The organism is Brevundimonas sp. EU05-FHT14B07, assembly GCF_058790795.1.
Genome location: NZ_JBYTCZ010000004.1, coordinates 31,393 through 55,942, shown reverse-complemented (window position 1 = coordinate 55,942; position 24,550 = coordinate 31,393). Strand labels below are relative to the sequence as shown.

The 24,550-nt window shown below is 65.6% G+C and carries 23 protein-coding genes; 10 read left to right on the top strand and 13 right to left on the bottom strand.

Annotation, left to right across the window (positions count from 1 at the left end):
* Positions 1-117 precede the first annotated feature (117 nt).
* Positions 118-372 (bottom strand): hypothetical protein, encoded by a 255-nt coding sequence (locus AC3WRC_RS10665; RefSeq protein WP_199060705.1) that lies wholly within the window; start codon positions 370-372, stop codon positions 118-120.
* 750 nt (positions 373-1,122) lie between these two features.
* Positions 1,123-1,653 (bottom strand): carboxymuconolactone decarboxylase family protein, encoded by a 531-nt coding sequence (locus tag AC3WRC_RS10660; protein WP_492303830.1) that lies wholly within the window; start codon positions 1,651-1,653, stop codon positions 1,123-1,125.
* An 80-nt stretch (positions 1,654-1,733) separates the two neighbouring features.
* Between AC3WRC_RS10660 and AC3WRC_RS10655 the strand changes: the two genes are divergently transcribed.
* The gene (locus tag AC3WRC_RS10655) at positions 1,734-2,600 is read left to right on the top strand and encodes a sigma-70 family RNA polymerase sigma factor (protein ID WP_284876688.1); all 867 of its coding nucleotides are present in this window, start codon (positions 1,734-1,736) and stop codon (positions 2,598-2,600) included.
* A gap of 143 nt (positions 2,601-2,743) precedes the next feature.
* Here the strand turns inward: AC3WRC_RS10655 and AC3WRC_RS10650 are convergent, their stop codons facing one another.
* Entirely contained in the window at positions 2,744-3,376 is a 633-nt protein-coding gene (locus AC3WRC_RS10650; protein WP_055753702.1) for a response regulator transcription factor, read from the bottom strand.
* A 203-nt stretch (positions 3,377-3,579) separates the two neighbouring features.
* Here AC3WRC_RS10650 and AC3WRC_RS10645 point away from each other — a divergent pair, with 203 nt between their 5' ends.
* The 5 genes from AC3WRC_RS10645 to AC3WRC_RS10625 all read left to right on the top strand — a co-directional run bounded on the left by AC3WRC_RS10645 (position 3,580) and on the right by AC3WRC_RS10625 (position 8,788).
* Positions 3,580-4,158 (top strand): DUF4402 domain-containing protein, encoded by a 579-nt coding sequence (locus tag AC3WRC_RS10645; RefSeq protein ID WP_255366675.1) that lies wholly within the window; start codon positions 3,580-3,582, stop codon positions 4,156-4,158.
* 112 nt (positions 4,159-4,270) lie between these two features.
* Complete coding sequence (locus AC3WRC_RS10640) at positions 4,271-5,083, top strand: fimbrial biogenesis chaperone (protein WP_082465054.1); 813 nt, start codon at positions 4,271-4,273, stop codon at positions 5,081-5,083.
* 29 nt (positions 5,084-5,112) lie between these two features.
* Positions 5,113-7,797, top strand: coding sequence for a hypothetical protein (locus tag AC3WRC_RS10635; RefSeq protein ID WP_492303829.1), 2,685 nt, complete (start codon positions 5,113-5,115; stop codon positions 7,795-7,797).
* Positions 7,794-8,336 carry a hypothetical protein gene (locus AC3WRC_RS10630; protein ID WP_055753705.1) on the top strand — a complete coding sequence of 181 codons (543 nt, stop codon included), beginning with the start codon at positions 7,794-7,796 and terminating at the stop codon, positions 8,334-8,336. The genes AC3WRC_RS10635 and AC3WRC_RS10630 overlap by 4 nt, the downstream gene beginning before the upstream one ends.
* Positions 8,333-8,788: a DUF4402 domain-containing protein gene (locus AC3WRC_RS10625; RefSeq protein WP_091752135.1), complete on the top strand. Its 456-nt coding sequence runs from the start codon at positions 8,333-8,335 to the stop codon at positions 8,786-8,788. The genes AC3WRC_RS10630 and AC3WRC_RS10625 overlap by 4 nt, the downstream gene beginning before the upstream one ends.
* A gap of 1 nt (position 8,789) precedes the next feature.
* On the opposite strand, the gene AC3WRC_RS10620 is transcribed toward AC3WRC_RS10625, so the two are convergent.
* The 9 genes from AC3WRC_RS10620 to AC3WRC_RS10580 form a co-directional block, all read right to left on the bottom strand.
* On the bottom strand, positions 8,790-9,056 hold the full coding sequence (locus AC3WRC_RS10620) for an Hpt domain-containing protein (RefSeq protein WP_492303828.1): 267 nt from the start codon (positions 9,054-9,056) through the stop codon (positions 8,790-8,792).
* On the bottom strand, positions 9,053-9,436 hold the full coding sequence (locus AC3WRC_RS10615) for a response regulator (RefSeq protein WP_091752138.1): 384 nt from the start codon (positions 9,434-9,436) through the stop codon (positions 9,053-9,055). The genes AC3WRC_RS10620 and AC3WRC_RS10615 overlap by 4 nt, the downstream gene beginning before the upstream one ends.
* Positions 9,437-9,447: 11 nt before the next feature.
* Positions 9,448-11,922 (bottom strand): response regulator, encoded by a 2,475-nt coding sequence (locus tag AC3WRC_RS10610; RefSeq protein WP_492303827.1) that lies wholly within the window; start codon positions 11,920-11,922, stop codon positions 9,448-9,450.
* Positions 11,923-12,259: 337 nt separating this feature from the next.
* On the bottom strand, positions 12,260-13,960 hold the full coding sequence (locus tag AC3WRC_RS10605; RefSeq protein WP_368034656.1) for a carboxylesterase/lipase family protein: 1,701 nt from the start codon (positions 13,958-13,960) through the stop codon (positions 12,260-12,262).
* A complete protein-coding gene (locus tag AC3WRC_RS10600; protein WP_091752141.1) occupies positions 13,957-15,279 on the bottom strand; it encodes a spinster family MFS transporter in 1,323 nt (440 codons plus the stop codon). The genes AC3WRC_RS10605 and AC3WRC_RS10600 overlap by 4 nt, the downstream gene beginning before the upstream one ends.
* 35 nt (positions 15,280-15,314) lie before the next feature.
* Positions 15,315-16,565, bottom strand: coding sequence for a serine hydrolase domain-containing protein (locus tag AC3WRC_RS10595; protein WP_174086741.1), 1,251 nt, complete (start codon positions 16,563-16,565; stop codon positions 15,315-15,317).
* Positions 16,558-17,259 (bottom strand): TetR/AcrR family transcriptional regulator, encoded by a 702-nt coding sequence (locus AC3WRC_RS10590; RefSeq protein ID WP_091752268.1) that lies wholly within the window; start codon positions 17,257-17,259, stop codon positions 16,558-16,560. The genes AC3WRC_RS10595 and AC3WRC_RS10590 overlap by 8 nt, the downstream gene beginning before the upstream one ends.
* Before the next feature lie 73 nt (positions 17,260-17,332).
* On the bottom strand, positions 17,333-18,922 hold the full coding sequence (locus tag AC3WRC_RS10585) for an AMP-binding protein (RefSeq protein WP_254607462.1): 1,590 nt from the start codon (positions 18,920-18,922) through the stop codon (positions 17,333-17,335).
* A 62-nt stretch (positions 18,923-18,984) separates the two neighbouring features.
* Positions 18,985-21,159: a TonB-dependent receptor gene (locus AC3WRC_RS10580; protein WP_492303826.1), complete on the bottom strand. Its 2,175-nt coding sequence runs from the start codon at positions 21,157-21,159 to the stop codon at positions 18,985-18,987.
* Between the two features lie 178 nt (positions 21,160-21,337).
* On the opposite strand from AC3WRC_RS10580, the gene AC3WRC_RS10575 reads away from it, so the two are divergent.
* Entirely contained in the window at positions 21,338-22,270 is a 933-nt protein-coding gene (locus AC3WRC_RS10575; RefSeq protein ID WP_492303825.1) for an SDR family NAD(P)-dependent oxidoreductase, read from the top strand.
* A gap of 165 nt (positions 22,271-22,435) precedes the next feature.
* Here AC3WRC_RS10575 and AC3WRC_RS10570 read toward each other — a convergent pair whose 3' ends face one another.
* Complete coding sequence (locus AC3WRC_RS10570) at positions 22,436-22,699, bottom strand: DksA/TraR family C4-type zinc finger protein (protein WP_316407874.1); 264 nt, start codon at positions 22,697-22,699, stop codon at positions 22,436-22,438.
* A gap of 485 nt (positions 22,700-23,184) precedes the next feature.
* On the opposite strand from AC3WRC_RS10570, the gene AC3WRC_RS10565 reads away from it, so the two are divergent.
* From AC3WRC_RS10565 to AC3WRC_RS10555, 3 genes are all read left to right on the top strand, one after another.
* A complete protein-coding gene (locus AC3WRC_RS10565; protein WP_174086738.1) occupies positions 23,185-23,472 on the top strand; it encodes a hypothetical protein in 288 nt (95 codons plus the stop codon).
* Positions 23,465-23,818: a nuclear transport factor 2 family protein gene (locus AC3WRC_RS10560; protein ID WP_091752155.1), complete on the top strand. Its 354-nt coding sequence runs from the start codon at positions 23,465-23,467 to the stop codon at positions 23,816-23,818. Before AC3WRC_RS10565 ends, AC3WRC_RS10560 begins: the two co-directional genes overlap by 8 nt.
* A gap of 521 nt (positions 23,819-24,339) precedes the next feature.
* A complete protein-coding gene (locus AC3WRC_RS10555) occupies positions 24,340-24,543 on the top strand; it encodes a hypothetical protein (RefSeq protein ID WP_492303824.1) in 204 nt (67 codons plus the stop codon).
* Positions 24,544-24,550: the final 7 nt, after the last annotated feature.

Here is a 24,550-nt window from a genome sequence, read left to right as displayed (position 1 = left end):
GAAGACGCGAGGCTCCGCCGTGATCGGTCGGCGGTCGTCGATCAGCGCGCCAGCGACGGAATTGCTCCCAACAAAACAGACTCCAGACGTTGAAACCGGCTCAAACCCGCCCTGCCCTCAGGCCGCCGCCAATTCGGTCAGAAGCTTCTCGATGAAAGCCGTGTCGTGCGGTTGATCGTTGGCGGCGTCGACGATCATGCGATCCTCGGACCAGCGTCGATCATCGCGCAACGGAAAGGACGCTTCCATGCCGGGCCGACGCGCCGCTGCGATACGCAACGCCGTCGCCTTCGGTCCCGATACGATTTCCGTGACGCCGGCATTCTCAAACGCTTGCTGTCGTTCGTTTGGGGATTCTGGACGATCGACCAAGACTTCAGGCCTTCGGCGGTAAGATTGTTGTCGGCGGGTGTCGGTTTTATCGTGGCCCAACCCAAAATGCTGGCGGAGAGTTGCGCCCACTTTTGTACTTCCGACCGGTCATTTCAGGCAAAAACGCGGCGGAACCGCGGTAAGTGGATTTCGAGGTCGCTGCAGCCAAGCACGAACGTCCTGTTCGTGGGGCAGGATTTCCCGCCCCAACCAGCGAACGCGTTCTTGTTCTGATTTCCCACCGCCTTGAGCCAATTCCAGTTCCCCATGGGTCACGATGTGCGGCAGCCGCGTTTCCGTCAAAACGCGGCATTCGGGAGGTGGTGCACGTTGAAGAGATGACTATGCGCAGTGCCTGGCGTTGTGAGGATGGCGCTTACAGCCTTAAGCAATTTTACGACAAAACAGGTGCCACGCACGGCATGCTGGTGCGGGTGCGGTACTGGCCGCCCAGCTGCGGTCCTGCCCCAGATATCCGCCCGACCACCGCCCTCACGATCAAGGCGTGTGCGCGCGGGTGCCTATTTGCTCCACGCGGTGTGGCTGACCAAGCGAAGACTAAGTGAAGCTCAGGCTGACGCTATGGTGCAGTGTACAGTCGTAGAGCTGACAGTGCGAGCTTCCGCCATAAGGCAAAAGCTGCTGTAGGACGAAAGTGTCTGAGATGCGCCAGAAGCAGACATTGGCCCGGAGCCGGATTTCGGACTTCCGAAGGTCGCGGCGCCCCCGCCGGAGGCGCCGCCAACGTGATCAGGGTTGTGCCTTCACCGGCAAGCGGAAGGGTGCGCCGAGCCGATTGAACGCATTCATTGCGGCGATCGCGATGGTGAGATCCACCAAATCCTTCGCCTCGAACGCTGCGCTGGCCGCGGCATAGGCCTCGTCCGACGCGTGTGTCTCGCTCACGCGGGTGACTTCCTCAGCCCAGGCGAGCGCCGCCCGGTACGTCGCGGTGAAAAGATGCGGAACTTCTTCCCAAACAGGCACCAGGGCGACCTTGTCGATCGGCATCGTCTTCAGAAGATCCCGGGTGTGGAGGTCGATACAGTGAGCGCAGCCATTGATCTGCGACACCCGCAGGACCACGAGGTGGATCAACTCTTCCGGAAGGTTGGTCCCAGTCATAAGGTAGTGATGGACGCCGTAGAGCGCCTTCGCGCCCTCCGGGGCCACAGAGTGCCAGGTCAGGCGGGTCAACGTCGTCATGGGAAGGTCTCCATTGTCTGCGCCGTCCATCGGCGCGGTGACGACTTGACGAGGCAGCCCGGCGGCATGTGACATCCGGACGTCCTCACGGCGGACATGTCACACCGCCGGCCGTTCGATCGTCATCGTTCGACAACCACCAGGAACGCTGCGCGATGACGCCGACGGACTCGAAAACCGAAATCTTCGAAGCGGAACGCCCGCGTCTGCTTCGTCTCGCGTACCGGATGCTCGGCTCGCTCAGCGAGGGCGAAGATGTCGTCCAGGATGGCTGGCTCCGGTGGACAGGCGTCAGCCTGAGTGTCGACGCGCCCGCTGCCTATCTCACGCGCATCATCTCCCGCCTTTGCCTCGACCGCCTGAAATCAGCCCGGGCGCGGCGAGAGACCTACGTCGGACCCTGGCTCCCCGACCCCTTGGTGGCGGCGCTCGATCCGATAGAGACGATCGCTGACGACGTCACGGTGACCCTTATGCTGGCCATGGAGCGTCTGTCACCGCTCGAACGCGCGGCCTTCCTCCTGCACGACATCTTCGAGGTGCCGCTCAAGGACGTCGCCACCACGCTTGATCGCGAGCCGGCCGCGGTCCGGCAGCTGGCGTCCCGCGCCCGCAGAAACGTGAAGACCGAGCGCAGCCGCTATTCGCTCGGCGCCGCGGAAGCTGACCGGATCGCGCGCGCCTTCTTCGAGGCCGCGCACGGCGGCGACACGGCGAGCTTGGCGGGGCTCCTCGCTCGGGATGTCGAGATCCACGCTGACGGCGGCGGCAAGGTGTCGGCGTTCCGCAACATCGTGCGCGGCATCGACAACGTCCTCCGGCTGTTCAGCCATGTTTCAAGCAATCCGGAACAGCGACCGACCATGGTCCGCACCGCCAGCATCGACGGCCTGCCCGGCTACATCAGCTACAACCCGGACGGGCGCCTCCAGACGACCGCGTTGGATCTTGTGGAAGGACGGATCCGCGCGATCTACATCGTCCGCAATCCAGATAAGCTGACGCACGTCACGGCAGGCTAGCCGCTCAGAGGCTCAAACGCGCCATGAGCGGGCATTGCCCTCGCGGCCAGAATAAGACCTTCGGCTAGTCCAGTGTTTTGAGTGGGGCGCCGTGATCTTCAAAGCGCGTGTAGGCGATTGTCGCACCGTCGCTGTCAGTATCCTCAACCAGTATTCCGGAGAAAAGGTGCGGACGCGAGAACGGCCTGGCTCCGATTGTTGACCTCAAGCTTTTTGAAAATGGCGGAGACATGCTGCTTCACAGTGCCTTCAGTCAGATTCATGTCCCCTGCGATTTCCTTGTTGAGCTTGCCCTCGGCGAGGGCGCGAAGCACGCGTAACTGAGCTGCCGAGAGACGCGCGACGCGGCGATGGAAATCAACGGCGACTGGATCGGGCGGCGTTGCGTGGGGAAATCGTTCCTCGCCGCGCATGATGTCGCCAACGGCATTGACCAGGGTCTCGACTGGGGCGGCCTTGGACAAATAGGCCTTGACGCCGAAAGCGCGAGCCATGGCGACCGAGTGGGCGTCGATGCGCGCCGACACCATAGCGAAATCGGCGTCCGGCAGGAGCTGTTGTAGCCGAAGCAAGGCGTCAAACCCGGTCGCGTCGGGCAGGATCAGATCCAGCATTACCAGTTTGATCCGGCTGCCCAACTGTCTGGCGCAGGCCTCGGCCTCCGCAGCGGACAAGACGCGGGCGACATCCAGGTGCGCATAGGCCGATCGGATGGACAGCTCCAACGCTTGGCCCACCAGGGGGTGATCATCGACGATAAGAACAGTCCAGCGCATCGCTCCAGCGCCTCCAAAGCTAAGCCTTAAGTTGTCTCGCCTCATGTAAGGATTGCCTAGGACACCTTAATGAGGCGTTTCCCATACAACTCAGGCCAGTATGCAAAGCTTGCTAAGGAAAATCGCATCAGCGCTATAACTTTGGTTATGTTTGAGCCGTTTTGCACGTCGGGCTTGTGGACTCCGCTGCAGATCGGGCTGATTTGGCGCTCCAACAACGACGCCTGTCCGGCGCCGCCTCGCAGTTGGAGCTGATGATGAACAAGTCGCTGATCGCCGCCGCCGCCCTCGTCCTGACCGCCATCGCCTCGCCCGCGCTGGCCCAATCCGCATCGACCACAGGGTCGGGATCGATCACCGTGATCCGCCCCCTGACCATCACTAAGACCGCCGACCTGAAGTTCGGCACTGTCGTTCGTCCCGGCACGGGTTCGGGCACGGTCGTGGTCAGCTCCGCCGGCGCCCGGTCGGTCACGGGCGGCGTTGTCGGCCTGAACTCGGGCGATACGCCCGCCGCCGCGGCCTTCTCGGTCGCCGGTGAAGGCGGACAGTCGGTGTCGGTAACCATCCCCGCGACCTTCTCGATGGCCAATGGCACGGACACCCTGACGGTGACGACCTCGAACAGCCTGACGGGTTCGGCCGCCAGCCAGACCCTGTCCAATGCTCTGGGATCGGCCGGTTCGCTCGCCTTCAGCGTCGGCGGCTCGGTCCCCGTCGCCTCCACCACGGCAACGGGCGCCTACACCGGCACCTTCACCGTCTCGGCGGCGTACAACTAGGGCCATGTATCCGCTCCAGGTCGACCACGAAACGCCGTCGACGCTTAACGAAGCGGAAGGCTTGAAGGACCATGGTCCTTTCGTGCCGCAGTTGCGCGGGATCGGAGTGAAGATGGTTCGATACCTTTTGCCGGTCATCGCCTTCCTGGCCATCGCCGATCCGGTCATCGCCCAGGTTGGGGCCGACCTGAACATCTCGCCCAAGCGCGTGGTGTTCGGGCCCGGCGAGCGCAGCGCCACAGTCTATGTGTTCAATCAGGGCGACCAACCTGCGACCTATTCCGTCGAAATGGTCGACCGGGTGATGACGGCGGACGGCCAGATCGTCGCCGCCGCAGATCGGCCCGATGCGACGGTCGATTCCGCGCTTGATCTCGTCCAGTACACGCCCCGCCGCATCACGCTTCAACCGCGTGAAAGCCAGGCCATCCGGGTACGCGCCCGTCCCGGTGCCGAAGGCGAACACCGCAGCCATCTGACCGTCACCGCCCTGCCGCCCGAGAACGCCGGCTTCACCGTCGATCAGGCGGCGGCCGGCGGCGGCGACGTGACCCTGCAGGTCGTGGCTTTGTTCAGCGTCAGCATACCGGTCATCGTCCGCGACGGCCCGGTCGATGCGCGCGCGGCTATCGATCGCGTGGCGGTCAAGAAGGACGGCGATCAGACCCTGCTCTCGCTCGATCTGGTCCGTAACGGCGCTAGTTCCGTCTATGGCGACGTGGAGGTCTTCGTGGAGGACGCCGCGGGCCGCCGTCCTCTGACCGCCGTTCGCGGCGTGGCCGTCTATCCCGAGGTCGCGCGTCGCACTGTCGTCGTCGCCCTGCCCGATGGCATCACGGCCGGCCAGAGCCTGGCCATTGTCTATCGCGACGACGATGCGGCAAAGGGCGAGGTGCTGGCGACGACGACGCTGATCGCCCCGTGATGGCGGCGCGCTCCACAGGCGCGGCTCTGATGGCCCTGGCCACCTCGGGCATCGCCTGGAGCGCCGCGGCGCAGGACAATCTGGTCCGCAATCTGGTCATTGCGGCCGATCCTCAGCCGTTCAGCGCCGACGATCTGCTGTGGATGCAGGTGGACGCCGGCGGCGTGGCCCTGACCGACTCCATGAACGTCTATGCGTCCCGTTCCGGCGTGTTCTTGCCGTTGGGCGAGTTCGCGCGCGTACTCGATCTCGCCGTCGGCGTCTTTCCGGCGCAGCGCCGGGCCGAAGGCTGGGTGCTGGACCCTACAAATCGCATCACGGTCGATTTGACGACGCGCGAGGCGGTCGTCGCCGGGCGCACGATCCGGTTCGCCGTCGATCAGTCGGCGATCTACGACGACGATCTCTATGTGCGCGTCGATCTGATCGAACAGCTGTTGCCTGTGAAACTGAAGGCCGACCCCAGCGCCCAGAAACTGACGGTCACCACGACGCGCGCCCTGCCGTTCGAGCAGCGCGCCGAACGCGCCCGGCGTCAAGCCGCCTCCGGCGCTATGGACACTGACGACGGCGTCGTGCGCCAGCCGACCCCCTATCGGATCGCGAGCCCTCCGGCCTTCGATGTCAACATCGGCGGTCAGATCACGCGCGACGGTCAGGACAACGCCGGACGCTACGACGTGCGGGTGGCCGGGGACCTCCTCTACGCCGGGTTCGAGGGCTATGTCGGCTCCGACGACGACGGCGCGATCAGCAATATTCGCGTTGCCCTGACCCGCAAGGATCCGTATGGCCGCGCCCTCGGACCATTGGGCGGCACTCGCGCCAGCCTGGGGGATGTGTTCTCGCCTTCCATGCCCATCGGCGCATCGGGCGTCGCTGGACGCGGCGTCTATTATTCGTCGGCGCCGTTGGAAAATCTCGACCTCGCCACCCCTTTGAACCTTCGAGGCGAACTGGCCTTGGGCGAAGAGGTCGAACTGTACGTCAACGAGGTGCTGCAGCGCTCGCAGACCTCGGCGGTTCAGGGACGCTACGAGTTTCTGGACGTCCCGCTGGCCTTTGGCCTCAACACCATTCGCCTGGTCTTCTATGGATCCCAGGGTCAGATTCGCGAGGTCGTGCGCCGCATCAACTTCGGCTCGGGCCAGATCGAGCCGGGTCGATTCGTCATGCGCTTCAGCGCCATCGAACAAGGGATGACCGTCTTTGACGTCGGCGAGCGCTTGGGCGGGCCCGAGGTCGGATCGCTGCGTCTGGTCGCCACGCTCGACTACGGTTTGACGTCCGGTCTCACGCTCAGCGCCGGCGCCGGTCGCTACGATCCGACCGGCCGCGACAGCCGCACCCTGACGACCGCCGGCGTTCGCAGCTCGCTCGGCCCCATCGCCGCCCAGATCGACGCCGCCCTGGACGACCAAGGCGGCCGGGGCGTTTCCGTCGGCATGGCGACCCGCGCCCATGGCGTGTCCTTGTTAGGTCGGCATTCCGAGTACGGCGCCGGCTTCATCGACGAGACGCGCCAGCTCGGCGTGCTGGACCAGGCGCCCCTCTCGCGCGCCACCGACTTTCGCGCCGATGGACAGTGGACGGCGCCCGGCGGCCTGATCGTGCCGATCTCGTTGAATGCGCGCCGTCTCAGCCGCGTCGACGGTGTCAACCTGACCACCGCCGAACTGCGCGCCTCCGCCCCCTTCGGTCGCTACTACGCCTCGGCCAACGTCGCCTACGAAGCCGAAAATGTCAGCGTGCTCGAGCGGCGCCGCTGGCTGGGCGGATTCGATGTGAACACCCTGATCTCGGCGCGGCTGCAAACGCGCGCGGGCCTGACCTATGAGGTATCGCCGAACCCCAGCCTCGAGACCGCCTACGTCACCGCCGATTGGCAGTTGAGCCCGACCGCCGCCTTGCGTTTTGGCGCCATTCGCGCCCTCGGGCCCCAGGCCTCGACCGCCGTCCAGGCCTCTCACCTGTGGCGGGCGCCCAGGTTCGATCTGGCCCTGAACGTCGCCTATGAGACGCGGCATCAGGACTGGCGCATCGGTCTGCAGCTAGGCTTCGGCTTCGGCTACGACCCCGGCCGCGAACGCTACCGGATCACCCGACCGGGCGTGGCAGGCGGCGGGTCGGTCGTCATCAACGCCTGGGTGGACGAGAACGGCGACGGCAGGCGTCAGATCGACGAAGCCGGCGTGCCCGGCGTGGTCGCCGATACGAATGCTGGGGGCGTGACGACCGACGCCGATGGGCGTGTCTACGCCACCGGCCTGGGCGACGTGCCGACGGCGCGTGTGCGGCTGACGACCGAGGGCGTCGACGATCCGTTCCTGTTGGGCGGCCCGACCGACATCCAGATCGTTCCGCGCCCCGGCCAGACGGCGCAGATCGACTATCCGATGCAGCGCAGCGCCGAGGTGCAGTTGCTTGCCCTGCTGGCGCGCGGGTCCGCCGCACCCCGCCCTCTTGCCGCCTTGGCCATCGAGCTCGTTCCGCAGGCCGGCGGCGCCCCCGTTCCAGGCCGCAGCGATCATGCCGGAGTATTGTTCGTCGAAAGCCTGCGTCCCGGCGCCTACGATCTTCGTCTCGACGCCGCCCAGGCGCAGGCCTTAGGCGTGTCGCTGATCGAGGGTGTTCGGGTGATCGTTCCGCCGCACGGCGGTTTCGTTGACGCCGGACGCGTGGTGGTCCGCATCACTGGCGAGGCGCAGCAATGAACCGGTTCGCTCTTTCTATCTTGATCGCGACCAGTCTGGTGTTCGCCGCGCCTCGGCAAGCCATCGCCGACGCTTCGGTGACGCGCTCTCCCGCGACCGCGCCGACCTTGGGCACCACTATTCGCGGCACGTCGGCGACCACCTTCAGCATTTCCACAGCCGGCGTCGTGACCCGGACCAGCGGAAACGCCATTCGACTGTCGTCCAGCTCGGTGACGACGCCAACCCTGTCGATCAATTGCGGCCTGCTGAACCTGTCAGGCCTGTGCGCCGTTCGCTACATTCGCGTCACCATCACGCCCGTGACGGGCAGCGGCCCTGCCTCCATTTCTCGTCTGCGCGTCGGCTCGCTGAGCGGAGCGACCTACAGAACCGGATCGCCGCCAGCGGACGCAGCCAGCCTGACGTTCGACCTGAATCCGATCGGGCTGCTGAGCACGGCGACCCTGCGTCTCGGCATGGACGTGGTGCTGGCCGCCAACCCTGCAAGCGGATCGTACGCCTTCGATTACATCGTCACGGTTCAACTGGTGACATGATGATCCCGCGCGCGCTGTCGCTCACCGCCCTGCTTCTTGCCTGCGCTTTTCCAGTCCTCGCCCAGGAGCCGGCCCGCGCGACGCTCAGCGTCGAGCGAAGCCTCAGCATCGCCTCCGTTCGACCGATCCAGCTGTCGCCGGACGATCCTGTCGCCACCTTGTCCATGCGCGCCGACATCCAGCCCAACGCCCCCGCCGTGATCAGCGTGACGGGCGATCCGGGGCGGGTCTATCGCATCCGCGTGCCCGACACTCTGACGTCCGTCGAAGGCGTCGCCTTGGTCGAAGGCCTGCGGATCTGGAGCGAAAATACGGGCGACATCTCTTCCAGCCGCACTTCTCGCATGGATTTCGAGGGTCGCGACCTGCTGCGCGTCTCGGGCCGTCTGCGTCCCGCAGCGGGCGCAACAGAGCCGATCGCCGCCCTGCCGCTCAGCGTTGATTACGAATAGATCAGTCCAAGGCCTCAAGCCTCGCGACCAACCGATCCGCCTCTTCAGCGTCCAGTCTCCGCCCTGCGGCAAAGGCCTCATCGATCGCTAGCGCCGCCTCGGCCAAATCAGAGAAGCCGAACATTCCGGCCGATCCTGCCAGACCATGCGCGATCCACTCGACCTGGCCGATGTCGCCCGCTGCAAGGCTTTGAATCAAGGCTGCCCGATCCCGCGCCGCCCTCTGCCGAAACTCGATACGCAAGTTGGCAAGGGGATCGCTCGTCATGCCGCATCAGCCGAAAGGATGTCGCGCAACTGACGGGCCAGCGTCATGGGATCGAACGGCTTGACTAGCACTCCGATGGCACCCAGTGCCTTGAGACGCTCGACTTCATCACTTTGCGCCCTCGCGGTCATGAAGATGACGGGCGTCGTCGCCAGGCCCTCCATCTCACGAAGTCGTGCAAGAACACGAGGGCCATCCATGCCCGGCATCATCACGTCCAGCAGGATCAAGTCCGGGCGTGCGCCCTCCGAGAGCCGTGTCAGCGCCTCGGCCCCCGACGCCACGCTCGTAAGGGTCAGATCGGCATCGAGCTCCAAGGCGATTGCCGCCACCTCGCGGATGTCCGGCTCGTCGTCCACGTGCATCACGGTCAGGGTCATGGGCTCTCCTCTCAGTGATCTTGCGGCGTAAACGTCAGCCGCCGGACCGTGTGCGCCAGATCGGCCAGCGACGCTGATGACTTGACCAGAACGGCCTCGACCCGTTCGCTCAACGCGCCATCCATGTCCTGAGCGGAATAGACAACGACCGGGACGCCCGACCTCCCTGACCCGAGTTCGGGCAACAACTCCAGCCCGGACCCATCCGGCAAACCGAGGTCGAGGATTACCAAATCTGGCTTCATCTGCGTCAGAACTTGCCGCGCCTGCGACAGGCTGACAGCGCTGGTGATCGCAGCGATGCCGCTCAAGGTCTCGGCGGTGACCTGCAGAATGTCGGGGTCGTCGTCGACGTGCAGGATGATCGGCGCCCGGCGACCCAATCGTTCGAGCACCGCCGAGATAGCGGCGCGCAGTCGACCTTGATCGAAAGGTTTCTCCAGCCAGTCGATGACCTCAAGCGATCTTCCCCGGGCCCGTCCTCGCGCCACATCGGCCGAGACGACGACCACGGGAGTTTCCAGAGTCTCGGGCCGTTCCCGCAACGCTCGGATAAGGCCGATGCCGTCCGTGTCCGGAAGCTGAAGATCCACCAGGATGGCGGCGAAGGTTTCGCTTTCAACGGCTTCCAATGCTGCTGTCGCGCTGGTTGCGATCACCGCATCGAATCCATCCTGCGCCAACATGATGCGCAACACCTCCGCCGCGTCGGGATCGTCCTCCACGATAAGGAGGCGAGGTCCGTCGCTCGTCTGCGCCATGCTGTTATCGAGCGTCATCGGCAGGTCGAGATGGAAGGTAGCTCCGTCCCCAGGTGCCGACTCGAACCACAACCGCCCACCATGCCGTTCGGCAATTTCCTTGGCGATCGCCAGGCCGAGGCCTGTTCCTCCCTTCTGGCGCGTATCCGACCCGTCCGCCTGGGCGAATTTGGTAAAGATCCGCGCGCGGAATGCCTCGGGTACGCCAGGACCATAATCCCGCACGCTCAGACGCACGATGCGCGCCTCTGGGATCACAACAACCTCGACCGTGCCATTGGATGGCGAGAATTTCGCGGCATTTGACAGGAGATTGACCACCACCTGAACCAGGCGATCCCCGTCCCCCAAGACCGGAGCCGATGGGCCGTCGGCCAACTCCAGCGACACGCCCAGTTCGTCAGCATAACCGCGTACCGCGTCTAGCGACCGTACGGCGACATCGCGCAGATCCAGCGGCTGAAGCTGCAGATTGATTTGACCCGACTCCAGCTTCTCCACGTCCAGAATGTCGTTAATCAAGCGCACGAGCCTCAGACTGTTGGAATGGGCGATGCCGATCAAACGACTGGCGCGCTCAGACAGAACGCCGGCTGCCCCGCCCGCTAAAAGGCCGAGGGAACCCGCGATGGAGGTCAAAGGCGTCCTTAACTCGTGGCTGACGGTCGAGACGAACTGCTTCTTCAACTCCTCCACCCGCCGTCGATCCGTGATGTCCCGCACCACCGCGACCAGATGTACGCCGGCCGGCAGCGCAAGGGGGCTGAACGCGACATCGACCGGAAAGCCCTCGCCGCTTCGCCGACGCCCGATCATTTCCTGTACCAGCCCACCGGTCGCGTCCGCCCCGCCGGCCCGAATCCGCGCCATCAGACCAGCGTCGTCTCGGTCGGCCGTTTCCAACAAAACCGACACATCTCGCCGCCCCAGCATCTCAGCCGACCAACCGAACATCCGCGCCGCGGCCGCATTCATCGTCTCGATGGTGCCGCTGGGGTTCAGTGTGAGTATCGCATCGATGGCGCTGTCGAAAATCGCTTCTTGCCGCGCCGCCGTGGCCCGAACCTCCGCCAGCAACTTCCGTCTTGTGGCGACGTACCGCACAAGCAATAGCGTCGCCCCGGCCACCACTACGATCAGCGACAGGAACAGGCTCGTCACCATCATCTCGGTCGCGCGGGAACGCGCCTCGACCCGTTGGGTCAAGGCAGCCAGCGCCCGGGCGTCGATCTCAGTCATCCGATCGATAGTGACCCGTATGCGATCCATCGCCGCCTTGCCTTCCCCCTTGGAGACGACGGCAAGGCCGGCTTCGCTACCGCGCTGATCATGGGCGTCCAGGGCTTCCCGGATCGCAGCCAACTTGTCGGCGATCCGGTCTTCGAGGTCCTTGATATTGGCGCTCTGCGCAGCGTCGCTAGCGTAAGCGGTCCTCAACCTGGGAAGCTCGCGATCCAGGCGTCTGATCGCCGTCTGATACGGCGTCAGAAAGTCTGGATTGCCGCTTATGATGTAACCGCGCTGACCCGTCTCGGCGTCCTGCATCAGGGAGAAGACGGTCTGAAGTTCTTCCCGGGCCCGGTAGGAATGGGCGGTCTCCTGGCGCAAAGCGCGCACGCGCTCAAAATCGCGTCGCATTTCCAAGCCGACGAAGGCAAGAACTAGGACCAAAGCACCCACCGCCAGCGCGAGACCCAATCGCTTCAGAACACTGTTGCTCATCATCCCACTCCAACGACTGCGTCCATGCATGCTTACTTCTGCGTGTAACTGCGTCTACCACCATCGTCTAATGTGTAAGCCTTCGACGCAATCGTTCTTGCCAGGCTGCGACCGTCGATTGATTGAGAGTCGAAAGTTGGTCGACGCTTGTGACTTCAATCGGCCGGCATGGTGATCGCAACGAGGAGATCAGTTTTTCTCAGCACAAAGCAGGCGTCACCACCGTCGTTAACAGGCGTCCTTAAGGTTTTGACGCCCAAGAAGCGGACCTTTCCAATGTCTTCTTCGAGTCAGAAGCGGCTCTATCGCCCGTGCGGGCAGTCCGGCTAACGACCCTGGGCTAGCCGCAATCTCCCGCTGTCGCGCCAGCGCCTGCAGCCAACGCCGGCGACGCCAATCCGACGTTCCAGTTCCAGGGCTGGGCGCCGCTGGCGCGGCGCCGGCACATGGTCCGCTCGTGCAGTTCGAACATGCCAGGCAGCAGCCGCTCGGCTGGATGCGGGGTCGTATCGAAGCTCATGAACCGTCGCGCCTCGCCATAGGCCGGCCACGAGATTCCGGCGACCTGTCCCGGCGCGCCGTCCCGGGCGAAGGCCGTCCAGTAGGCGACCATGGCGTCGGACAAGGCCCGTTCCTGCGCCGTGTCCGGGACCTTTGGCCACAGCGGCGGCGTGCGCGTTAGCATGCCGAACATGTAAGGCAGCTCACTGGCGTGAAAACCATGCAGGCCGGCCGCATCGGCGGCGGGATAGCCGTGATCGAAAAAGTAGAGGAAAGACGGGCGCCCAAGCCCGGTCTGCGACCGGACCAGCCGCTCCGACGTCCAGCCGTAGAGCGCGTCGCGCGTGGTCGCCAGAATGCTCTCCCCCATATCCGATGACGGATAGAGGGCGAGGAAGGCGTCGGCCAGGTCGCCATACCGCTCCCGGATCGTGCGCTCGTAGTCCGCTGGCGAGGACGGCGTCGGCGGAACCAGCATCTTCAACGAGCGCACTTCACCGCTGTTAAAGCCGGCCAGGATTGGGACCGCCGCCTGGTTGCCATGATCGAAGACGTCCACCAGCTGGCCGGGCAGCAGCTTTCCGTCCACCGCGCCAAAGGGCGAGAAGCCGGCGAGCGCCGCCGCATCCGTCAGAGTCTGGGCGTCAAGCGATCGCAGGGCGCGGGGGCTCGGCGCCTGAAGGGTCCGCGCCAGCCGCGAGCCGGCGTCTTCCGCCGAAGACATGCCGTAGCGCCCCGTCTTGAGCTCGGGCGTGGAGATCATATAGGCGCTCTGGGCGATCGCCTTGGCGAACAGCCCGCGCGCCGGAGGCGACGCCATCAGATACATTACGCTGAGCCCGCCGGCGGATTCGCCGGCGATTGTGACATTCTGCGGATCGCCGCCGAAGGCCACGATATTGCGCTGGACCCATTTGAGGGCCTGGATCTGATCCATCAGGCCGTAGTTGCCGGACACGCCGTCCGGAGATTCCGCGCTGAGCGCGGGGTGGGCGAGATAGCCGAGCACGCCGAGCCGATAGTTGATCGACACCACCACCACGCCTTCGGCGGCGAGACGCGAACCGTCATAGAGGGTCTCGCGGCTGGATCCCGCAACCAGGGCCCCGCCGTGGATCCAGACGATGACCGGCGCCGTCTCCGCGTGAGCAGGCGTCCAGATGTTCAGCGTCAGGCAGTCCTCGCTGGTGCGTCCAAGGTCCGCGGAATAAATGGTCTGCACGCGCGGCGTCGGCTGGACGCAGGCGGGGCCGAAGGCGCGGGCGTCGCGAAGACCGGTCCACTGCGGCGCCGGCGCCGGCGGCCGCCAGCGGCCCGGCCCCACTGGCGGCGCCGCGTAGGGTACCCCCTTGAAGGCGCGAACGCCGTCGAGCGTCACGCCGGACAGACCGCCAGCGAGCGTTTGGAGGATGACCCGTTCGCCTTCCCGACCGGCCGCCGCGGCGACCGCCGGCTGGACGGCTCCCGCGACAAGAGCAGCCAGGCAAGCCGCGAGGGCGAAAACCGCGCCTCGCAAAGGCAGTCTGTTCAGACGCATCATTGGACGATCTCCGTTTTCGCGCGGCGGCCGAGGACCCGCGCCAGCCAGAAGAAGAGGCCGATGGCGAGGACGTAGAAGGGCACCAGGGTGTACAGGGCCATCTGCAGCGAATGATCGGGATGGCTCGCCCGGAAAACGTCGCTGGCGGCGCCGACATAGGTCGGTCCCAACCCCAGACCGATGAAGTTCATCACCAGCAACAGCAGGGCCCCCGACATCACCCGCTGATTCGGACGCACCTCCGCCTGGACGAGGGCGACGGATGAGGACAGGTAGAAATAGTTGAGGAAGGTTGGAGCGGTCAGGAAGACGAGCGCCAGGGGCCAGGACGGCGCCCAGACAAAGGCGCAATAGAAGGGAATGGCGAGGATCAGCGAGATCGCCGGCACCAGGCCATAGGCGCGCTTGGATCGGCGCGTGAACCGGTCAATCGCCCAGCCCGAACAAAAAATGCCCGCGCTCATGCCGACGCCGACGACCAGAGCGTACCAGACGGCCACGTCGGCGAGGGCCATCCCCTTCTCGCGCATCAGGAACAGGGTGGCGAAATTGCCCAATCCATAGGTGATGAATTGGGTCGCGCCGCTGCCGAAGGACGCCAGCAGCAGGACGGGGCTGGTGAAGAACATCTTCAGGGTCTCGCCGAAACCGGCCTTGGGCTGCACGGTCCCCACGGCGAGACCGTCCAGGCCGCCCCGACGCGGCTCGCGCACCACGAAGACCACCGCAATGGCCGCCACGATGCCGACCGCCCCGACCACCAGGAAGGCGTCGCGCCAGCTGAAGGCCGCCGCGATCGAGGCCCCGAAGGCGATGCCCAGGGCGGCCCCGATCGGCGGGCCGAGATTATAGAGGCCCAGAGCCATGCCGCGCCGATGCGGCGGGAAATAGTCGGCGATGATGGCGTAGGACGGCGGCACGCCCCCGGCCTCGCCAAACCCGACCGTCATGCGCGCGACAGCCAGCTGTGTATAGTTTCGAGACAGGCCGCAGGCGATGGTCGCCGCGCTCCAGATACCGCAGGCGATCGCCAGGACGCGCACCCGGTTCGTCCGATCCGCCAGCCAACCGACAGGGATGGCGATGAAGCAGTAGAACATCGCGAAATACAGGCCGCCGAGCAGGCCCAGCTGACTGTCCGTAATCTTCAGACTGTCCTGGATCGGCTTGGCCAGGATCGACAGCAGCTGCCGGTCCAGGAAGTTCAGCACATAGATGAACCACAACGACCCCAGCGCGATCCAGGCGCGCGTCCCGACGCCCTGCCCCGGCGGCGCCCCGCCCGCCGCATCGGGAACGCTGGCTTCAGACTGGCTCATGGTCGTTTCCTCGTGATGCGGACCTGGCGGCCCGTCTATTTTTCGGGTTGGGTCAGCGCCTGGTAGACGAAGGTCCGGGCGCGATTTCGGAAGGCGCTACTGACCGGGTCCGCCATGCGCTGAATCAGGCCGACGAAGACGATTTCGTTTTCCGGGTCGATCCAGAACCAGGTCCCGCCCCCGCCGCCCCAGCTCAGCGTGCCCCGTCCCTCGACCATGCCGAGCCGGCGCGGATCCAGGGCGACCGCGAAATCCAGGCCGAAGCCGAAGGCCGGATTGAAGGGCAGAAGGCGCATTGGATTGGCCACCGCCAGCACGGCGTCCGGAACGACATTGGTTCCCATCAGCGCGACGGCCACGGGAGACAGGATCCGCACCCCGTTCAGCGCGCCGCGGTTGAGGATCATCTGGCAGAACCGCGCATAGTCCGTCGCCGTCGAGACCAGACCGCCCCCGCCGCTGTCGAACCGCGGAGGGCGGGTGAAGTCGTTGATCGGCATGTCGAACGCCTCGGTCGCCGGCTTCAGCCCGCCGGCGCCGTCGTCGCAATAGATGGCGGCCAGGCGATCGACGTTGTCGGAACGGGTCTGGAAGCCCGTATCGACCATCCCCAAGGGGTCGAAGATCCGGGTCTGTAGGAAGTCGCCGAAGCTCTGACCGGAAATCCGCTCGACGATCAGCCCCTGCAGATCGGTGGCGACGGAATAGAACCATTCGCCGCCGGGCTGGAAGTGCAGCGGCAGGGTCGCGATCCGAGACGCCAGATCGTCCAGACTGTCCGCCTGAAGCACGCCCGCGTCGCGATAGGCGCGCTCGACAGGATGGACGTCGAAGAGACCATAGCCGAACCCCGCCGTGTGGCTGAGCAGTTCGCGCATCGTGGGCGACCGAACGGCGTCTGTCGTCAGCAGGTTTCCGTCCGCATCCAGCCCGGCGAAGACCTTCAGGCCCTGCAGTTCCGGCAGGAAGCGCGTGATCGGATCATCCATGCTCCATCGCCCTTCCTCGAACAGGATCATAAGGGCGACGCCGGTGATCGGCTTGGTCATGGAATAGATGCGAAACAGGGCGTCGCGCCCGAGCGGGGCGTCGGAGGCCAGGTCGGCCTTGCCCTGGGTGGTGAAGGCGACGACCTGACCATGCCGCATCAGCAGCGTCGAGGTCCCGGCGACCTGGCCCGTCTGGACCATCTCGGCCATATAGGCGTCGAGCCGCGCCAAGCGACCGGAATCGAAACCGACCGCCTCGGGACTGGGGGCGACGGGCAGGTCAGCGGGGTCAGCCATGGGACGGCCCTGCCCGCGCTTCCGCGCGGCTGCGGCAGATGCCGATGAAGCCGTGGGCCATGAACTCGGCCATCCGCGCCTTCACGGCCTCGAAGTCGTCAGAGCGGCACAGGCCGTCGGACAGCCGGTCGATCCGTCCGGTCCGGGCCAGGGTCAGGGTCAGGGCGCCGGAGACGAAGTGATAGCCCCAGAAGATGTCCTCCTCGGCGCTGTCGGGCATGGCCTTCTTCAGCAGGTCGATCAACCGAAGCACGACCGGATCATAGAGCCGATCCATGATCTCGGCGCCCCAGGCCGGGGTGTTGTTGATCTGGGCGCTGAGCGCGCCGAAGTTCCGCCACCCCGCCCCGCCGGTCGAATAGGTGTCCAAGTCGGTGTCGAGGAAGGCCCGCAGCGCGCCCTCGACCGTCGGCTTGCCGTCGACGGCCCGCTCATAGGCGTCCAGCGCCTCCATCCGTCGTCCGCTGGTGACCGGCGCCCTGCGGGCCATCACCTTGTCGAACACCTCCTGCTTGTCGGTGAAATAGTAGTGGACCAGGGATTTATGGACTCCGACCTTTTCGGCGATGTCCTTGATGGTGACGGCCGAAAAGCCGTGCTGGGAGAAGAGGGCCTCGGCGGCGTCCAACAGCTGTTCCAGGGTTTCGGCGCGCTGCTCGGCCTTGCTGCGCGGCTTTCGGGGCGACTTTGACATGACCGGAACCTCGATATGGTTCGGCGCGGTCGGTGAGCGACGCGCCGACTCCCTGACGGAAACAGCGGTCATCCTAAGCGCCTCCGTAGAGGGCGCGAAGCTGCGTCTTGTTGATCTTTCCGGTCGCGGCCAGGGGCATGGTTTCGACCCGCACGATCCGGTCCGGTATCCACCAGTCCGCGACCCGCCCCTTCAGGCTGGCCTTGAGCGCGACGTCGTCGATCGCCTCGCCCTGGGCGGGCTCGACCACCATCAGGGGCCGCTCGCCCCATTTGCCGTCGACCTGCCCGATGACGGCGACCAGACCAACGGCGGGCAAGGCGCCGACGATGTCCTCGATCTCGACGGGATTGATCCACTCGCCGCCGGACTTGATCAGGTCCTTGGAGCGACCCGCGAGCGTCAGATTGCCGCGGTCATCCAGGCTGGCCAGATCGCCGGTCTCGAACCAGCCGTCGGTATCCACCGCGTCCTCCGAGGCTCCGAAATAAGCCCGGGTCACGCTGTGGCCGCGCACCTTCAACCGGCCGACGACATTGCGCTGTGGGGCAAGCGGCGCGCCGCTCTCATCGGTCAGGAGGACATCCAGCCCCATGACGGGCCGACCTGAACCGTGCGGGCCGCCGCGCTCACCGGTTGGCGGCGAAATGGCGCCGAGGGGCGACAGCTCGGTCATGCCCCAGCTAGACTGCACGACGACGCCCAGCCGGTCCTGCATCCGCCGGATCAAGGCGTCGGGACAGCTAGAGCCGCCGATGATGATCCGCTTCAGGCTGGGCGTCTCGCCGCCGACCGCGTCGAGATGATCCAGCAGTCCCAGCCAGACGGTGGGGACGCCGACGGCGACCGTCGCCTGATGTTGCTGAATCAACCGCGCCAGGGAGGCGCCGTCCGTCGACCGGCCCGGCAGGATCAGGCCCGCGCCTACCGCTGGCGCGGCGAAGGGCAGGCCCCAGGCGTTGGCGTGGAACATGGGCACGGCCACCAGCACGCGGTCCTCGGCGGTCAGGGCCATGGCGTCGGCCTGCAGCGCGCGGATCGTGTGCAGATAGTTCGACCGATGCGTATAGCCGACGCCCTTCGGGGCGCCCGTCGTTCCGGACGTGAAGCATAGGCCGGCCAGGCTGCGCTCGTCCACGTCGCCCCAGACGGCGGGACGGCCGTGCGCCGTCAGCAGGGGTTCGAACGCGTGCGCCGGCAGACCGAGGTCGCCGTCCGCCGCATCGCTGTCCAGCAGGATCAGACGTTCGAGGCAGGGACAGGCCGCGGCGAGCTCTCGCGCCAGAGCCGACAGGCCGGCGCCGACCGCCAGCACCCGGTCGTCCGCCTGGAGGATCATGGCGGACAGGTGCGCTACGGTCAGGCGGGGATTCAGCGTGTGGCAGACCAGGCCCACGCCCATGGCGCCGTACCAGACTTCGAGATGGTGCTGGGTGTTCCAGGCCAGGGTCGCGATCCGGTCGCCGGGCCGCAGACCCAGATCGATCAAGGCGCCCGACAACCGGTTGGCCCGGTCGCGCAGATCGCCGTAGCCGATGGATTTGTCTCTCTCCCCGCCGCCCGTGATTACCGCGCGATGACCGTGCCATTTCGCGCCGTGATCGAGGAAACGATCCACGGTCAGGGCGTAGTCCTGCATGAGCGGGGCGGAGGCAAGCGACATTCGATAGGAGGTCCGGGCGGGCGATAGGGCGGCGGGGCAGCGCAAGCCGCCCCGCCTTGAGGTCAGAAGGTGCGGGTCAGGTTCAGCCCGTACTGGCGCGGCGGTCCGGCGTAGCGCAGGCCCGAGTTGATCGCGGCGATATAGGTCTCGTCCGTCGCATTCAGCGCATAGGCCGCCCAGGTCCAGGGCCCGGTGTTCAGGCGGAGGGAAGCGTTGACGATGTCGCGCGCGCCCAGACGATCGCCCAGGGCGGCGTTGTTGAAGATTGTCGTCCAGCTCTCGCCGATATGGGCGTAGTCCACCCGCGGCGTCAGCGTCATGTTCGTGCCGAGAGGGAAGGCGTATTCGATCCCGGCGTTGAAGGTGGCCTCGGGGGCGTAGCTCTTGGTGTTGCCCGAGATGTTGACGCAGTTGGCGCTCGCCGGACCCGTCGACGGATTGCAGACGCCCGTCCGTCCCAGCCGCGGGTCCGCGCCGAAGAAGTCGCCCATCTCGGAGCTGGACAGGGAGCCCGCGACATCGAAGGACAGGGGTCCAAACCGTCCCTGAAGCGAGGCCTCCAAACCCATGAGCGTGGTGTCGCCCTGGATGTTCTGGATGCGGCTCACCTGCGGGAACTGAGGGTCGCCGATATTGACCTGGAAGTCCTGATAGACGGTGTAATAGGCCCCGACCTGACTGCGCAGACGTCCGCCCAGCAGGGTCGATTTCCAGCCCAGTTCGTAATCTACGAGATCTTCGGGGCCGAATGTCAGGGCCGGGCGATAGAGATTGGGCGCATTCAACCCGCCGCCCTTATGACCGGTCGCCACGAAGCCGTAGACGAAGTTCGATTCGTCCACCTTCCAGTTCAGCGTGACCTTGCCGGTCACCTTGTCATCCTTGACCTCGTCGTCCTGGAAAAGGACGATCCCGAACTGCGGATAGGTCGTATAGACGTCGTCATTGGTCGAGACCGAATGGGCGTAGCGCGCGCCCAGCTGCAGCTGAAGCCGGTCCGAAATGTCGTAGCTGACCTGGCCGAAGACGGCCGCCGTCTCCTTGGGCGTATCGCCCCACAGGTAGATGTCGAGGACGTTCTCCGGGAAGCCGATCCGGTATTCGGCAGTCGGGAAGGCCTTGGCGGGGAAACGCGCCATATCGTATTGATAGTAGAGACCCAGCAGCCACTTCACCCGTTGTTGGTCCGGCGAGATCAGGTTGAACTCCTGCGACCAGACCTCTTCGTCCAGCTGATCGGCGAAGGTGTTGCTCAGGGCGGCGGTGCCGTCCAGATCTGTGGCGAAACGCGACCGGCCGGCCTGATAGCCGGTGATCGATTTCAGGGTCATGCCGCTGTCGAACACATAGCTGACGTTGACCGAGGAGCGGACGAACTCGTCATGCGCCTCGTTGGGTCCGTTCGAGGTGATCTTGAACGGGTCGTTGGTCGCCAGCGCGGGATCGGCCGGATAGCCGCCCAGGTCGATGTTGTTGTAATCCGTCTTCCACAGCACCTTCAGCGCGTCGGTCGGCTGCCACAGCAGGCTGGCGCGAACGCTGTTGGAGTCCACGACCCCGGGACGGCCGCGGTAGGGCCCGGTGATGGTGTAGAAGCTGTCTCGGGTCTCGTGATTGAACGCCAGCCGCGCGGCCAGGGTCTGCGTCAGCGGCAGGTTGATCGCCCCTTGCAGCTTGACGTCGCTGTAGTTGCCGACCTGGCCGAAGACATAGCCGTTGATGCCCGAGAAGTCGGGGTTGCGGGCGGTGATGAACACCGCCCCGCCGGTGGCGTTCGCGCCGGCAAAAGTGCCCTGCGGCCCGCGCAATAGCTCCAGGCTGCCGATGTCATAATAGGGTTCGGTCTGGAAATAGGCGGGGAAGGCGGCCACGCCGTCGCGATAGGTGATGACGCCCACGCCCACCGCCGTCGTCGCCTCCGACTTGCCGATGCCGCGCACGTTGAAGAAGTTGCCTTGGCCGAAGTTCTGGATCGTCGTCGACGGCGCGGCGAACTGCAGCTGGTCGAGCGAGGTCACGGCCTTGTTGGTCAGGTCTTCCCCGCTGAGGACGGTCGCGGCGACGGCGGTCGTCTGAAGATTGCTGGTGCGCCGTTCGGCGGTGACGACCACATCGCCAAGGACCTCCGCCTGATCGGCCTGGGCCTTGGTCTCGGCGTCGTCAGCCTGCTGGGCCTGGGCGACGCCGGCCCACAACAGCACGACGGCGGACGTCGTTATCCAGAGCTTGCGGCCCATGGTCGTTCCCTTCCTCAATGTTTCCTCGGCGCTCTTCGTCGCCATGCCCGGACGTTCCCACCGATTCCGCGCCCTGTCAACTTCACTAGTCGGCGGGTGAATATTGACCGTTCGACCAGTGTCGGGTCAGATGGGCGCAACGCAGGCGATCGTCCGGCGAACATCCTTGGAGGACATCATGACCATCGCTCTCACCGGCCGCGTCGCCATCGTCACCGGAGCCGGCGGCGGCCTGGGTCGCAGTCACGCCCTCACCCTCGCCCGCTACGGCGCCCGGGTTGTCGTCAACGACATGTCGGCTCAAGGCGCCGAAGCCGTGGTGAACGAGATCGCGGCCGCCGGCGGCGAGGCGATCGCCCATGTCTGCAGCGTTACGGACCGAGCGGCCGTCGACACCATGGCGGCCGACGTCCTGGACCGTTGGGGCGCCGTCGACATCCTGGTCAACAATGCCGGCATCCTGCGCGACAAGACCTTCGCCAAGATGGACCTGAACGACTTCGCCGCCGTCATCGACGTCCACCTGATGGGATCGGTCAATGTCACCAAGGCTGTATGGTCCGCCATGCGCGAGCGGAACTACGGTCGCGTGATCTTCACGACCTCCTATTCCGGCCTTTACGGGAACTTCGGCCAGTCCAACTACGGCGCCGCCAAGATGGCGCTGGTCGGCCTGATGCAGACCCTGGCCCTGGAAGGCGAACGTCACGGCATCCGCGTCAACTGTCTGGCGCCCAGCGCCGCGACCCAGATGACGCAGGACCTATATTCGCCCGAGGATCTCAAGGGCTTATCGTCGGATCTTGTCAGTCCGGGAGTCGTCGCCCTGGCCGCCGAGGACGCCCCGACGCGAACCATCCTCCTTGCCGGCGCCGGCGCCTTCGAACAGGCCAATATCACGATGACCCGCGGCATCTACGTCGGTGCGGCGAATGACGCCGCGGAGCAGATTCAAGCCGGTTGGGCCCGAATTTCCGATCCTGCGGGCGAACAGACGCCAGCCTCGGGCGCCGCTCAATATCATCATGAGGTCAATCATCCCGAGCGGGTCAACCGCCACGCGTCACTCCCGCAGCACGAGCCGCAACAGCGTCTTCAACCGTCAACTTGAAGGCGGATTTGCAAATCCGTTGATCGGCTGACGCCCTGTCAACACCTGGGCACGACCGGGAGCCGTGTTGTGTCACAGGCGGCGCCGCTCAAACCCGACACGGGTCCGGCCGATCGGTATCGGAGACAGGCCGCCGGTCGTGTCGCTCCAAGACGGGTGTGCGGTCTATCTCAATTGGCTGTCCTTGCTCCCCCGACGATTGATCGTTGAGTGGGCGATGCGACTGTCGCGACCCGACTGACAGTGCACACAAGTGGTCGCCCCGGGCATGGCGGTACGCCGGGCCGCAGGGATCTCGTCCCCGCATTCGACGCAATCCGGGGTTCCCTCGCCATTCGGCAAACGGGCCCTGGCGTTCAGAACGCCGTCGAGCACCGTGTCCTCGATCTGATCGAGAACGGCGCCATCCCGCGTCCAACCGCCTGCCATGACCCTCTCCTGTTTTCATCGGGTTCTTGCTTCCAAATGAGAGCGTCGGGGTGACCTCACGGTTCCGGCGCGACGACGGGACCGGTGCTGCCCCTTCGGGGCGTGTATGACGCCGGCGACTCCGATGACCTCCGGCGAAAGGGCGGCGACCAAAGCCAAGATTCCTGCATCGCGGCTGCGGCGGAGACGGTGATCCGCCGGCGTCGAACCGGTCGAAGCGGCTGCTGTGCGTTCGAAAGCCAAGCTCGACAAAAACCGTTCGCCCCGGTTCAGGCGAAAGCGCGGCTGCGGCTGACGACCCGACTGTCATCAGTTGCCCTCCAGTGCGAGGGGCTGCCGCTTCGCCGCTCGTGAACCGCCCCGTGGGAGGCTGGCGAGCGCTTCACACTCGACACCGGCCGACGTCGAAGGCCGACCGGGCGATGACCACGTTTTTGGCGGGAACGGCCGGCGGGCCCGTGCGGTTGTTCTGGAAAGGAGCCGCGATGACCCTCAAGACCTATGCCGTAAAACTGGGCGCCCCCTCAGGCGTCGAACGCACCGTAACCGTCCCGTCCCCCACCGACGTACAGGCGGCGGACGCCGCCCGGCCGCTGATGCGCGAGAACGAGGTCATCCTCAGCGTCGCGCAGCTTGAGGACGAGGCGGTGTCCGACGCCCTCACCCTCGACGCCGCTCCCCCGAAGAGCCAGGCCGCCGAGTTCGCCCCGGTCACACCCGGTCACGCTGCAGCGCAACAGCCCATGGCATCCACGGAGAACGGTCATGGATGATGCACGCCTATGGGGGTCGGAACAGGGTTTGTGGACCGCGAGCCCTGACCATTATCGCGAGATCATCGCACCCGAAGCGCTGATGGTTCTTCCGGACGCGCCATACGTCTTCTCGGGCGAGGCCGCAGTCGCCGCCGTCAGTCGGACGCCGCAATGGACGGAGGTCGCCTTCGAGGACCAACAGGTCTCACGTCCTCAGGAGGGATGGATCGTCATCGCCTATGGTGTTTCGGTCTCGAACGCCCAAGACCGCTACGCCGCGGTCTGCACGACGACCTATCGCCGTCTGGAGCACGACGTCTGGCGGGTGGTGCAGCACCAACAGTCCCCTCGCTCGGCCAGCTAGGTGATCATTCCGGTCTAGGCGTCTGTCGAAACGGAGCACGGTCACGGGGCCTCGACGCAGCCTCCGGTCAACCGTCCGTCGGCGTCAACGAGGCCTGCGCCGCGCGGGCTTTATGCGCGCGCAGCTCGCGGCCGCCTTGCCCTCGTGGATGATCAGCAGACATGTTCGAGTAGGAACGACGCCGAGCGATACGCCGCAACATGGCCACAGGCCCGGATACTAGCGTGTCAGCCGCCCGGATAGAGCTGGCCGTCCGAGATCTCCCTTATTTGCGCCAGCGCTCGCTCGGCGAGCAGGTCCATGTCGAAGGTCTAACTGGTCGGTCGCCCAGTCGCAGAACCGGCTTTCGACACCCGGCCTGCCAATCGCCGGCTGTGTCGATTGGGTGACGATGAGAGTCCCCCCCCCCTGAGATCGTCAGCCGCTGCGGCGCTCGGCTTGATGGCTCGATCAGACTTTCGACGCGCCTGCTCAAGGAACCACCGCAAACCCAGAACATTACGGGAACACAGGAGATGATGATGACGGACAGTCACAACCCCAAACTCGAGCCCCATCCCAACGGCAACACGGAGAAGGACCCATCCGATTGGGTTACAGGCGGTGAGGCGATGATCCTGACGCAGTCCGACGAGATCGAGGCCTGGATGACGGCGCCGTGGGAGACGGCCAAGGCGCTGCAGCGCCCGCTGCCCGACGGCGCTTTGTCAGTTATCGACGCCTAGGCCACGT

Bases quoted from the DNA above. Each gene is read 5' to 3' on its own strand.
- AC3WRC_RS10610 (WP_492303827.1), bottom strand. From the start codon at position 11,922: ATGATGAGCAACAGTGTTCTGAAGCGATTGGGTCTCGCGCTGGCGGTG.
- AC3WRC_RS10595 (WP_174086741.1), bottom strand. From the start codon at position 16,565: ATGGCTGACCCCGCTGACCTGCCCGTCGCCCCCAGTCCCGAGGCGGTC.
- AC3WRC_RS10585 (WP_254607462.1), bottom strand. From the start codon at position 18,922: ATGTCGCTTGCCTCCGCCCCGCTCATGCAGGACTACGCCCTGACCGTG.
- AC3WRC_RS10555 (WP_492303824.1), top strand. From the start codon at position 24,340: ATGACGGACAGTCACAACCCCAAACTCGAGCCCCATCCCAACGGCAAC.
- AC3WRC_RS10625 (WP_091752135.1), top strand. From the start codon at position 8,333: ATGATGATCCCGCGCGCGCTGTCGCTCACCGCCCTGCTTCTTGCCTGC.
- AC3WRC_RS10640 (WP_082465054.1), top strand. From the start codon at position 4,271: ATGGTTCGATACCTTTTGCCGGTCATCGCCTTCCTGGCCATCGCCGAT.
- AC3WRC_RS10660 (WP_492303830.1), bottom strand. From the start codon at position 1,653: ATGTCACATGCCGCCGGGCTGCCTCGTCAAGTCGTCACCGCGCCGATG.
- AC3WRC_RS10615 (WP_091752138.1), bottom strand. From the start codon at position 9,436: ATGACCCTGACCGTGATGCACGTGGACGACGAGCCGGACATCCGCGAG.
- AC3WRC_RS10560 (WP_091752155.1), top strand. From the start codon at position 23,465: ATGGATGATGCACGCCTATGGGGGTCGGAACAGGGTTTGTGGACCGCG.
- AC3WRC_RS10575 (WP_492303825.1), top strand. From the start codon at position 21,338: ATGACCATCGCTCTCACCGGCCGCGTCGCCATCGTCACCGGAGCCGGC.
- AC3WRC_RS10655 (WP_284876688.1), top strand. From the start codon at position 1,734: ATGACGCCGACGGACTCGAAAACCGAAATCTTCGAAGCGGAACGCCCG.
- AC3WRC_RS10605 (WP_368034656.1), bottom strand. From the start codon at position 13,960: ATGATGCGTCTGAACAGACTGCCTTTGCGAGGCGCGGTTTTCGCCCTC.
- AC3WRC_RS10650 (WP_055753702.1), bottom strand. From the start codon at position 3,376: ATGCGCTGGACTGTTCTTATCGTCGATGATCACCCCCTGGTGGGCCAA.
- AC3WRC_RS10600 (WP_091752141.1), bottom strand. From the start codon at position 15,279: ATGAGCCAGTCTGAAGCCAGCGTTCCCGATGCGGCGGGCGGGGCGCCG.
- AC3WRC_RS10590 (WP_091752268.1), bottom strand. From the start codon at position 17,259: ATGTCAAAGTCGCCCCGAAAGCCGCGCAGCAAGGCCGAGCAGCGCGCC.
- AC3WRC_RS10565 (WP_174086738.1), top strand. From the start codon at position 23,185: ATGACCCTCAAGACCTATGCCGTAAAACTGGGCGCCCCCTCAGGCGTC.
- AC3WRC_RS10620 (WP_492303828.1), bottom strand. From the start codon at position 9,056: ATGACGAGCGATCCCCTTGCCAACTTGCGTATCGAGTTTCGGCAGAGG.
- AC3WRC_RS10580 (WP_492303826.1), bottom strand. From the start codon at position 21,159: ATGGGCCGCAAGCTCTGGATAACGACGTCCGCCGTCGTGCTGTTGTGG.
- AC3WRC_RS10570 (WP_316407874.1), bottom strand. From the start codon at position 22,699: ATGGCAGGCGGTTGGACGCGGGATGGCGCCGTTCTCGATCAGATCGAG.
- AC3WRC_RS10635 (WP_492303829.1), top strand. From the start codon at position 5,113: ATGGCCCTGGCCACCTCGGGCATCGCCTGGAGCGCCGCGGCGCAGGAC.
- AC3WRC_RS10630 (WP_055753705.1), top strand. From the start codon at position 7,794: ATGAACCGGTTCGCTCTTTCTATCTTGATCGCGACCAGTCTGGTGTTC.